Genomic DNA, 10,513 nt, shown 5'->3' with positions numbered 1-10,513 from the left:
TCCTGGGGCCCAAATCTGGCCGCTGTCAACGAACTTCCCCAGGAGGCCCGATGTCCTCGCACAGCGCCGGCCGGCGCCGCGTCCACCGTTCCGTCGCCATGGGCCTGCCCCTGGCCCTGGCCGCCGCGCTGCCGGCCACGGGAACGGCCACGGCGGCGCCGTTCCCGGACGCGCGCGTCATCCGCACGGCAACGCTCGGCGAGATCCCGCTCGGCGCGTTCAGCAACGCGCTGCTGCCCGGCAGTGTCGACGACGACCACGGGGTGAAGCTCGGCGGCATCGGCAGTGACATGTATCCGGCGGGCCGCGAGGGCGAGTACTGGACGGTGACCGACCGCGGCCCCAACGGGCAGATCAAGGTGAACGGCACGAAGCGCCGTACCTTCCCGGTGCCGCGGTTCGACCCGGCGATCGTGAAGATCCGGGTCTGCGGCGACAAGGTCCAGGTCATCGATGCCATCCCGCTGACCACCTCCTCGGGGAAGGCCGTCACCGGGCTGCCCGACCAGAGGAGCCGCGACGAGGCGCCGTACACCTACGACGCGCAGACGCCGCTGTCCTACGACCCGAACGGCCTGGACACCGAAGGCATCGTGCGGGCCGGAGACGGGACGTTCTGGCTTGTCGACGAGTACGGCCCGTCGCTCGTCCACGTCTCCGCGCGCGGGAGGGTGCTCACCCGGTACGTGCCGAAGGGGCTCGGCCTCGCGGGCGCGGACTACCCGGTGGTGGAGGCGCTCCCGTCCATCTTCCTGCACCGCAAGACCAACCGGGGGTTCGAGGGGCTGGCGCAGTTGCCGGGCGGTGATCTGGTGCTGGCCCTGCAGAGCCCGCTGTCACTGCCCGACGGGGACGCCGGGGACGCCTCGCGCACCACGCGGCTGCTGCGCTTCTCGCCGGGCGAGGAGGCCGTCACCGCCGAGTACGCCTACCGGTTCGACCCGGTGGACGCCGTCGATCCGAGTGAGGACGACACCTCCGAGCTGAAGATCTCCTCGGTGGTCGCCGTGGGCGGTGACCGGCTGCTCGTCGAGGAGCGCACGGACAGGGCGGCCCGGCTGCAGCTGGTCGAGCTGAAGCGGCGGTCGAGCATCCTGGGCGGGTCCTGGGACGACGACACGACGTCTCCGTCCCTGGAACAGCTGGACGACCCGGCATCCGCCGGCGTGCCCGTCCTGGCCAAGCGGCTCGTGGTGGATCTCAACAAGGTCGAAGGGGTGCCGCGGAAGATCGAGGGCATCGCGCGCGTGGACCACGACACGCTCGCCCTCATCAACGACAACGACTTCGGCATGACCGACGGCGCGGGCGCGTTCGACGCGCAGGGCCGGCTCGTCGACAGCGGCATCAGGACGACCGTGACGTACGTCCGGCTTCCCGAAGGACTGTGACGTCCTGAACCGGTCGGTCCGGAAACCGGACTGACGGAGGGCCGGGAGGCGGCGCGTGCCGCAGCCCGGCCGTCCTCGCGTTCAGCCCCGCGCGCCCAGCAGGTGGTCCATGGCGAGCTGGTCGAGGCGTTCGAAGGCCATGCCGCGCGCGGCGGCCGCGTCGACGTCGAAGTCCTCGAAGGCGGCACGGTCGCCGAGCAGGGCCTGCAGCCCGTCTGCCGCGGTCGGCTGGGCCAGCTGGTCCAGGCGCGAGGCATGCAGCGCCTCCTGCACCTCGGGGTCGGCGCGGAAGGCGGCGGAACGCTCCTTGAGGATGAGGTAGTTGCGCATGCAGCCCGCGGCCGACGCCCACACTCCGTCGAGGTCCTCGGTCCGCGGCGGCTTGAAGTCGAAGTGCCGCGGACCTTCGTAGCCGGCGCTCTCCAGCAGGTCGACCAGCCAGAACGCCGCCCGCAGGTCGCCGGCGCCGAACCGCAGGTCCTGGTCGTACTTGATGCCGGACTGGCCGTTGAGGTCGATGTGGAACAGCTTGCCCGCCCACAGGGCCTGGGCGATGCCGTGCGGGAAGTTCAGGCCGGCCATCTGCTCGTGCCCGACCTCGGGGTTGACGCCGTACAGCTCGGGGCGCTCCAGGCGTTCGATGAAGGCCAGCGCGTGACCGACGGTGGGCAGCAGGATGTCGCCGCGCGGCTCGTTCGGCTTGGGTTCGATCGCGAACTTCAGGTCGTAGCCCTGGGCGGTGACGTACTCGCCGAGGAGGTCGAAGGCCTCCTTCATGCGGTCCAGTGCGGCGCGTACGTCCTTGGCGGCACCGGATTCGGCGCCCTCGCGGCCGCCCCAGGCGACGTATGTCCGCGCTCCCAGCTCGACCGCGAGATCGATGTTGCGGATCGTCTTGCGCAGCGCGTACCGGCGTACGTCGCGGTCGTTGGCGGTGAACGCGCCGTCCTTGAAGACGGGGTGGGTGAACAGGTTCGTGGTGGCCATCGGGACGGTCATGCCGGTCGTGTCCAGGGCCTGGCGGAACCGCTTGATGTGTGACTCGCGCTCGGTGTCGGAGGACCCGAAGGGGATCAGGTCGTCATCGTGGAAGGTCACCCCGTAGGCGCCCAGCTCGGCCAGGCGCTGCACGGTGTCGACCGGGTCCAGGGCGCGGCGGGTGGCGTCGCCGAACGGGTCCCTTCCCTGCCAGCCGACGGTCCACAGGCCGAAGGTGAACCTGTCCTCGGGGGTGGGCTGGTAGCTCATGCCGCGGCTCCTTTGCTGCGTTGCGTCTATTTCGTCATGGCCGTTTACAAATTAGTATGCGCTCGCGTCCCTGGGAAGAGACAAGATGTCTATGTCCCGCGGGGTCGCGGAACGTCGCGCACGTCGCGGAACGTCACGGGAAAGGGAGAGCCCGATGTCAGCAGCCGAGGGTCCGCTCGTCATCGGCGTGGACACATCAACGCAGTCCACGAAAGCCCTGGTCGTGGATGTGGCCACCGGCCAGGTGGTGGCGAGCGGCCAGGCGCCGCACACCGTTTCCTCCGGCGCGGGCCGCGAGAGCGATCCGCGGCAGTGGTGGGACGCGCTGTGCGAGGCATTGCGCCAGTGCGGGGACGCGGCGCACGAGGCGGCCGCGGTGTCGATCGGTGGCCAGCAGCACGGCCTGGTCACCCTGGACGAGCACGGCGAGCCGGTGCGTCCCGCGCTGCTGTGGAACGACGTCCGCTCGGCACCGCAGGCCCGCCGGCTCGTGGCGGAACTCGGCGGGCCGAAGGACTGGGCGGAGCGCACCGGCAGCGTGCCCGGCGCGTCGTTCACGGTCACCAAGTGGGCCTGGCTGGCCGAGCATGAGCCGGAGTCGGTCCGCGCGACCAGGGCGGTACGGCTCCCCCACGACTACCTCACCGAGCGCCTGACCGGGCAGGGCACGACCGACCGCGGCGACGCGTCCGGGACCGGCTGGTGGGCGTCCGGGACGGAGGCGTACGACGCGGAGACGCTCGCGCACGTCGGCCTGGACCCGGCGCTGCTGCCCCGCGTGGTACGGCCGGGCGAAGTGGCCGGCACCGTGCGCGACAGCCACGACCTGCCGTTCTCCAAGGGCACACTGGTCGCCCCCGGCACCGGCGACAACGCGGCGGCGGCACTCGGCCTCGGGCTGCGACCCGGCACCCCGGTGCTCAGCCTGGGCACGTCCGGCACGGTGTACGCCGTCTCCAGACGCCGCCCGGCCGATCCGACCGGCACGGTGGCGGGGTTCGCCGACGCCCACGGGGACTGGCTGCCCCTGGCCTGCACCCTGAACTGCACGCTCGCGGTGGACCGCGTCGCGGCGCTGCTGGGCCTGGACCGTGAGGCGGTGGAGCCCGGCGGCTCGGTGACCCTGCTGCCGTACCTGGACGGCGAGCGCACCCCGAACCTCCCGAACGCCTCCGGTCTGCTGCACGGCCTGCGTCATGACACGACCGCAGGCCAGCTGCTGCAGGCCGCGTACGACGGGGCCGTGCACGCGCTGCTCGGCGCGCTCGACCTGGTCCTGGACGAGGACGCGGACCGCAGCTCCCCGCTGCTGCTGATCGGCGGCGGGGCACGGGGGACGGCGTGGCAGCAGACGGTACGGCGGCTGTCGGGCCGGCCGGTCCAGGTCCCGGAGGCCAGGGAACTGGTCGCCCTCGGCGCCGCGGCACAGGCCGCCGGCCTGCTCACCGGCGAGGACCCGGCCGCGGTGGCCCGCCGCTGGAACACGGCCGCGGGCCCCGTACTGGACGCCGTGGAACGGGACCAGGAGACCCTGGAGCGGATCACCGGGGTACTCTCCGACGCGGCCCCGCTGCTGGAGCGGGGGACGGACACCACGCCGCGCGGATGAGCCGGGCGGCAGACACCGGGGATTGGCTTCAGGCATGACCGCACCGCTGCACGAGGCCCGCCCGCCGGGCGCCGGCCGCGCCCTGCCGGACACCCAGCAAGGCATGCGCCGGCGCAACCTGGCCCGTGTGATGCACGCGGTCAGCGCCGAGGGTTCACTGTCGCGGGCCGCGGTCGCCTCGCGCATCGGGCTGACGCGGGCGGCCGTGTCGACACTGGTGGACGAGCTGATCCGCTGGGGGCTGCTGGAGGAACTGGGCCCGGAGCGGCCGGGCCGGGTGGGCCGGCCCGGGTCGGCGCTCGCGGTGAGCGGCCGCGGGCCCGCCGGGATCGGGGCCGAGATCGGCGTCGACCACCTCGCGGTGTGCGCGGTCGACCTGCGTGGCACGGTGCGTGCCCGGGCCGTGCGGCACGGAGCGAACCGGGGCCGCGCGGCCGCACCGGTGGTCGAGGAGCTGACCGGGCTGGTGCACCGGGTCGTCGCGGAGGCGGAGCGGGAGTCGCTGTGGCCCGCGGGACTTGCGGTCGCCGTTCCCGGACTGGTGGCGCGGGACGGCCGTACGGTCGTGCGCGCCCCGAACCTCGACTGGCACGACACCGACCTCGGCGCCCTGCTGCCCGGCGAGTGGCCGCTGGCCGTGGACAACGAGGCGAACTTCGGTGCGCTCGCGGAGTTGTGGCTCGGTGACGGCACGCCGCATGACTTCCTGCACGTGTCGGCCGAGATCGGCATCGGTGCCGCGGTCGTCGTGGACAGTGGACTGCTGCGCGGCACCCGTGGCTTCGCGGGTGAGCTGGGCCACGTTCCCGTATGGCCGGACGGGCCGCCGTGTCCGTGCGGCGGTCGTGGCTGCCTGGAGCAGTACGCGGGCGAGGAGGCCGTGCTGCGTGCGGCGGGGCTGGTGCCGGGCGAGGACCTCGTGGGCCTGCTCGCCGGGCGCGCCGAGCAGGGCGACGAGACCGTACGAGCAGCCCTGCGGGACGCCGGCACGGCGCTCGGCATCGCGCTGACCGGGGCGGTGAATCTGCTCGACCCCGAGACGGTGGTCCTCGGCGGCGCTCTGGCCGGCCTCGCCCCCTGGCTGCTGCCGTCCCTGGAGACGGAGCTGACGGGCCGCGCGGCGGGCCCGCCCTGTCCGGTGACGGTGTCGCGGCTGGGCCCGGAGGGCCCCCTGCTGGGTGCGGCGCACTCGGTCGTCCGGGCCGTTCTGGACGATCCCGCGATGGTGGCGGAACGGTCCTGAGGTCCCTCGCCGGGTCCTGCGGGAATCCCGCGGTTGTGCATCCGGCTGGGGACAGACCGGCCCGGCGACCGCCGCCGTTCACCCGATCGGGTGGCCCGGTTTTCCACAAGTGGGGGCTTCTCCACGGAACCGGCGCGCACTCTTCTGCCCAACCGGCCTGCGCCGTACCGTGATTCACGCGAGGCAGCAGCGCCCAGCCGACGGCTCGTCAAGGTCCTGGGGCGGTGCCGAGCGATTGACGGTACTTCACACACATCGGGTGGCACTGGGCTGACACGTATCGGGGGACACGCATGCACGAGGACACGGCCGGGGCGCTGCGGCGCGACGCCATCGGGTTGCGCGAGGTGCTGTTCCAGAGCGTCACGGCGATGGCGCCGGCCGCCGCGGTGGCCGCGTCGATTCCGGCTGGCGCCGCCTTCGCGGGCGGCAGCCTGCCGCTGGCGGTGCTGATCGCCCTGGTGGCCTGTCTGTTCACCGCGTCCTGCGTTGCCGAGCTGGCCCGGGAGCTGCCCGCGGCCGGGTCGGTGGCCACGTATGCGGCGCGGGGACTGCACCCGGCCATCGGGTTTCTCGTCGGCTGGGGGTACGTCTTCGTGGAGATGCTGGTCCCCCCGCTGCTCCTGCTGCAGCTGGGCTTCACAGCGGCGGGCACGCTGCACGAGGAGTGGTCCTCGTATCCGGCGGATCTGTGGTGGCCGTGGTCTCTGGCGGGGGCCGGCGTGATCGCCGTCGCCGGTTACCTCGGCGTCCGCGCCTCGGCCCGCTTCGGCACCGTCCTCGGTGTCTTCGAGATCCTGGTCTTCCTGGTGTTCGCGGTGCTGCTCCTCGGCAAGGCGGGCAACGCCAACACCCTGTCGGTGTTCGGCACTTCGCACACCGCCGACGGTCACGCCGGGCTCGGCGGCGTGTTCGCCGGTTCCGTGTACACGGTGCTGGCGTTCGCGGGGTTCGAGGCGGCGGCGCCGCTCGCCGAGGAGACACGCGACCCCCGGCGGACGATGCACCGCGCGGTCCTCGGGGCGGCCCTCGGGATCGGTCTGTTCTACGTGATCACGACCTACGCGATGACCGTCTACTTCGGCCCGGACCGCTTCGCGGGGTTCGGCGCCTCGGGCGCGGCCTCCTGGGACGGCGTCGCCCGGGCCTCCTTCGGGTTCTTCTGGGTCCTGGTGTTCCTGGCGGTGATCAACTCCACGATCGCCAACGCCAACGCGTGCGCCAACGTCTCGACCCGTACGGCCTTCGCCCTGGCCCGGATCCGGGTCCTGCCCCGCCTGCTCGCCACGCTCCACCCCCGGCGCCGCTCCCCCGTGGCCGGTACAGCGCTGCAGACGCTCGTGGCGGTCGGGGCGGTGCTGGGGCTCGGTTTCGGCTACGACCCCGTGACCGGGTTCCTGCTGCTCGCCACGGTGATCGTCACGGTCGTCGTCGGCGTCTACATCGTCGTGAACCTCGCCTGCGCCGGCTTCTTCCTGCGCGCCGGTCGGGCGGTCCGGAAGCCGGTACGGCACCTGCTGTTCCCGGTGCTCGGCATCGCGGCCTTCATACCCGCCCTGCTGACGGCCGCCGGCCTGCCGGTCTTCGACTTCGTCACCGAACTGACCGCCCCCGTGTCCTACGCGGGCCCGGTCGTCGGGGCCTGGATGGCGGCGGGCGTGGTGGTGCTGCTGCTGCTGATGCGGCGTCACCCCGAACGCATAGCCGAGACCGCGCGGGTGCACCTCGACGCGTACGACCCGGCCGGCCACCGGCAGAACGGGTCCGCGCTCCGCTGACCTGCCGTCACCTCCCGCACGGCGCCCGCGCCACACCGGCGCACACCCCGTCCCACGGCCACTCTCGTCAGAAGGGACCACCGCCACGATGACCGACCCCCGGATCCTCACCGTGCGTCCGGAACCGGACGCCTACGCCTGGACGTTCGGTGGTGCGCCGCCCCTGGCGCGGATCGCGCCCGGCACCGTTCTCGACCTGTACACGGAGGACTGCTTCGCCGGACGGGTACGTTCGGAGAAGGACCTCGTCTCCGAGGTCTGCGAGTTCCCGTTCCTCAATCCGCAGACCGGCCCCTTCCACATCGAGGGCGCCGAGCCCGGCGACACCGTGGCCGTGCACTTCGTTTCGATCGAACCGGCCCGCGACTGGGCGGCGTCGACGACGGTCCCGCTCTTCGGCGCGCTCACCTCGACCCACACCACGGCCACGCTGCAGCCCCCGCTGCCGGAGCGTGTCTGGATCTGGCAGCTGGACCGCACGAGGCGCACCGCCCTCTTCCAGGCGCAGGACAGCGACATCGAGGCCGAGCTGCCCCTGGACCCCATGCATGGCACGGTGGGCGTGGCGCCGGCCAATCTGGAGGTGCGCTCCGCCCTGGTCCGGGACGCCCACGGCGGGAACATGGACACCCCCGAGATGCGGGCCGGCGTCACCTGCTACCTGGGCGTCAACGTCGAGGGTGCCCTGCTCAGCCTCGGCGACGGGCACGCCCGGCAGGGCGAGGGGGAGACCTGCGGCGTGGCCGTGGAGTGCGCGATGAACACCGTGGTGGTCGTGGAGCTCCTCAAGGACGTCGCCACCCCGTGGCCCCGGCTGGAGTCGGACACTCACATCATCTCGACCGGCTCGGCGCGACCGCTGGAGGACGCCTTCCGGATATCGCAGCTGGACCTGGTGCACTGGCTGGTGCGCGACTACGGATTCAGTGAGCCGGACGCGTACCAATTCGCGACCCAGGCCGTCGAATCGCCGTTGGCCAACGTGTGCGACACGAACTACACGTGCGTGGCCAAGCTCCGCAAGGAATGGCTGCCGGCACGCGAGACGTACCGCGGCATGCACACCCGGCTGCGGGAGACCGCCCGAGCACTGCGCGGCTGACACCGACGACGTCCTCGGATGGCCCCACGCCGCCCTCCACCCCTCTCCGAAGCCCCCACACCCTTGAAAGGCACCGCCGATGGACATGGACCCGGCCGGCCCCACACCGCCGAGAGTTCCGGAACCACCAGTGAGACAGGCACAGCGACGCCTGAGCAGACGCCGGCTGTTGAAGGGCGCGGCGCTCGCCGCCGTCCCCTGCGCACTGCTCCCCGACCTCCGCGCCGGTGCGGAGCCCGCGGCCGTCGACTACCCGCCCGCCGAGTGGCGGCCGGCGAGCACCTCCAACTACACCGCCTCCCACCGCCCCGGTGACTACGCCATCGACCGTGTGATCATCCACGTCACACAGGAGACGTACGCCAACACCCTGACCATCTTCGGCAACCCGCAGAAGAAGGTGTCCGCGCACTATCTGGTCCGCTCGGCGGACGGCCACATCGCCCAGTGCGTGCACGAGGCCGACATCGCCTGGCACGCGGGAGACTGGGACTACAACACCCGCAGCATCGGCATCGAACACGAGGGGTGGGTGGACCAGCCGGCCTACTTCACCAACGCCCTGTACGAGCAGTCGGCGAAGCTCACGGCGGCGATCTGCACCAAGTACGGCATTCCGAAGGACCGGGAGCACATCATCGGCCACTACCAGGTGCCCGGCACCGACCACACCGACCCGGGCCCCGGCTGGGACTGGGTCCGCTACCTGAGACTGGTCAACTTCGCCTAGCCGCAAGACGATGGACGAAAGGAGCGGCGTCAGGACCGACATCACCGATTCAGCGTGCCGGGAGGCGGAGTTGACCGATCCGTGGGTGGCCCTGGAGCCGGGGGCCGACCCCGCTGAGCGGGTCCGTGTGCTGCGCAGGGCGCACGAGACGTTCACCGCGGTGGGGAGGGTGCCGCGCCCGGTGCGATCGGTCGTGGCGGAGTCGTGGCGGCGCAGCGCGCGGGCCGGTGTCGCACCGGACGGCACCGCCGGCGTGGAACTGACCGGCGCCGACCTCGGCGCGTACCGGGCGGAGCACCCGCTGGCCAGGGTGATGCCGCTGGTCCGGGAGCTGATGGGTACGTTCGCCGCCGACGGGGAGCACCTGCTGGCGGTGTGCGACGCGCAGGTCAGGCTGCTGTGGGTCGAGGGGCACCGGGCGACCCGGCGCCGGGCGGACGGGATGAACTTCGTGCCGGGCGCACGCTGGTCGGAGAGCGCGGTCGGCACCAACGCGCCGGGGACCGCGGTCGCCGTGGGCCGGCCGGTGCAGGTGTTCGCCGCGGAGCACTTCATACGGCGGGTCCAGCCGTGGACCTGCGCGGCGGCCCCGGTGCACGATCCGCGCACCGGCCGGGTCCTGGGCGCCGTGGACATCACCGGCGGGGACGGGCTGGCGCACCCGCACAGCCTGGGCTTCGTGCAGGCGGTGGCGCGGGCCGCGGAGGCGCAGCTCGCGCTGCTCGCACCGCCGCCGAGCACCGCGGACACGCCGCTGCTCGGCGCACTGGGCCGGGACGAGGCCGAACTCGTCCTGGACGGCCGGCGGATCCGGCTCAGCCGCCGGCACAGCGAGATCCTGGTGCTGCTCGCCCGGCACCCCGAGGGGCTGACCGGTGAGGAGCTGCTGTGCGCGCTGTACGCGGACGAGTCGGTGACCCCGGTGACCCTGCGTGCCGAACTCGCCCGGCTGCGCCGGCTGTTGGGTCCCGGCCTGCTCGCCTCGCGGCCGTACCGGCTCGCCGCCGCGGTCGACTCGGACGTCACCGCGGTGGAGCGGTGGCTGGAGGCGGGCGCGGTCACGGCGGCGGCGGAGGCGTACAGCGGTCCGCTGCTGCCCGCTTCACAAGCACCGGCGATCGTACGGCTGCGGGACCGTCTCGCCGGAGGGCTGCGGACGGCACTGATCGCGCTCGGCGACCCTGACCTGCTGGCGGACTGGGCGCACGCCTGCTGGGGCGAGGACGACCTGGAGGTGTGGCGGGCGCTCGCCGCGGTGCGGCCCACGCCGCCGGTGCGGGCCCGGCTCGCCGCGCTGGAGGCCGAGCTGGCGGCACCCGCCGGGCGGGCACCGGGAGGGACCAGCGGCGCAACGTACTTGCAACGTCCGCCCGCCTAGCCTCACGCCGACAGCTGCCCGACGGCGGGCAGCG

At 72.9% G+C, this 10,513-nt stretch carries 8 protein-coding genes; 7 read left to right on the top strand and 1 reads right to left on the bottom strand.

Features of this window, described 5'->3' with window-relative positions; all coding sequences use genetic code 11:
- Nucleotides 1–50 precede the first annotated feature (50 nt).
- Nucleotides 51–1,391: an esterase-like activity of phytase family protein gene (locus ABT171_RS14250; RefSeq protein WP_351243321.1), complete on the top strand. Its 1,341-nt coding sequence runs from the start codon at nt 51–53 to the stop codon at nt 1,389–1,391.
- An 81-nt stretch (nt 1,392–1,472) separates the two neighbouring features.
- Here ABT171_RS14250 and xylA read toward each other — a convergent pair whose 3' ends face one another.
- Nucleotides 1,473–2,639 carry a xylose isomerase gene (gene xylA, locus ABT171_RS14245; RefSeq protein ID WP_351243319.1) on the bottom strand — a complete coding sequence of 389 codons (1,167 nt, stop codon included), beginning with the start codon at nt 2,637–2,639 and terminating at the stop codon, nt 1,473–1,475.
- Nucleotides 2,640–2,793: 154 nt separating this feature from the next.
- On the opposite strand from xylA, the gene xylB reads away from it, so the two are divergent.
- The 6 genes from xylB (at nt 2,794) to ABT171_RS14215 (ending at nt 10,479) form a co-directional block, all read left to right on the top strand.
- Nucleotides 2,794–4,248 carry a xylulokinase gene (gene xylB, locus ABT171_RS14240; protein WP_351243317.1) on the top strand — a complete coding sequence of 485 codons (1,455 nt, stop codon included), beginning with the start codon at nt 2,794–2,796 and terminating at the stop codon, nt 4,246–4,248.
- A gap of 34 nt (nt 4,249–4,282) precedes the next feature.
- Nucleotides 4,283–5,491, top strand: a complete 1,209-nt coding sequence (locus ABT171_RS14235) for an ROK family protein (protein WP_351243315.1) — start codon at nt 4,283–4,285, stop codon at nt 5,489–5,491.
- Between the two features lie 293 nt (nt 5,492–5,784).
- A complete protein-coding gene (locus ABT171_RS14230) occupies nt 5,785–7,269 on the top strand; it encodes an APC family permease (protein ID WP_351243313.1) in 1,485 nt (494 codons plus the stop codon).
- Between the two features lie 88 nt (nt 7,270–7,357).
- On the top strand, nt 7,358–8,371 hold the full coding sequence (locus ABT171_RS14225; protein WP_351243311.1) for an acetamidase/formamidase family protein: 1,014 nt from the start codon (nt 7,358–7,360) through the stop codon (nt 8,369–8,371).
- Between the two features lie 85 nt (nt 8,372–8,456).
- A complete protein-coding gene (locus ABT171_RS14220; RefSeq protein ID WP_503075233.1) occupies nt 8,457–9,101 on the top strand; it encodes an N-acetylmuramoyl-L-alanine amidase in 645 nt (214 codons plus the stop codon).
- Between the two features lie 70 nt (nt 9,102–9,171).
- A complete protein-coding gene (locus ABT171_RS14215; RefSeq protein ID WP_351243574.1) occupies nt 9,172–10,479 on the top strand; it encodes a GAF domain-containing protein in 1,308 nt (435 codons plus the stop codon).
- Nucleotides 10,480–10,513: the final 34 nt, after the last annotated feature.

Source organism: Streptomyces sp. NPDC001851 (genome assembly GCF_040297165.1).
GTDB lineage: Bacteria > Actinomycetota > Actinomycetes > Streptomycetales > Streptomycetaceae > Streptomyces.
This window is presented reverse-complemented; position numbering and strand designations above follow the sequence as displayed.

Coding starts and splice junctions, on each gene's coding strand:
- ABT171_RS14230 (WP_351243313.1), top strand. CDS start 5,785: ATGCACGAGGACACGGCCGGGGCGCTGCGGCGCGACGCCATCGGGTTG.
- ABT171_RS14220 (WP_503075233.1), top strand. CDS start 8,457: ATGGACCCGGCCGGCCCCACACCGCCGAGAGTTCCGGAACCACCAGTG.
- ABT171_RS14250 (WP_351243321.1), top strand. CDS start 51: ATGTCCTCGCACAGCGCCGGCCGGCGCCGCGTCCACCGTTCCGTCGCC.
- ABT171_RS14225 (WP_351243311.1), top strand. CDS start 7,358: ATGACCGACCCCCGGATCCTCACCGTGCGTCCGGAACCGGACGCCTAC.
- xylA (WP_351243319.1), bottom strand. CDS start 2,639: ATGAGCTACCAGCCCACCCCCGAGGACAGGTTCACCTTCGGCCTGTGG.
- xylB (WP_351243317.1), top strand. CDS start 2,794: ATGTCAGCAGCCGAGGGTCCGCTCGTCATCGGCGTGGACACATCAACG.
- ABT171_RS14235 (WP_351243315.1), top strand. CDS start 4,283: ATGACCGCACCGCTGCACGAGGCCCGCCCGCCGGGCGCCGGCCGCGCC.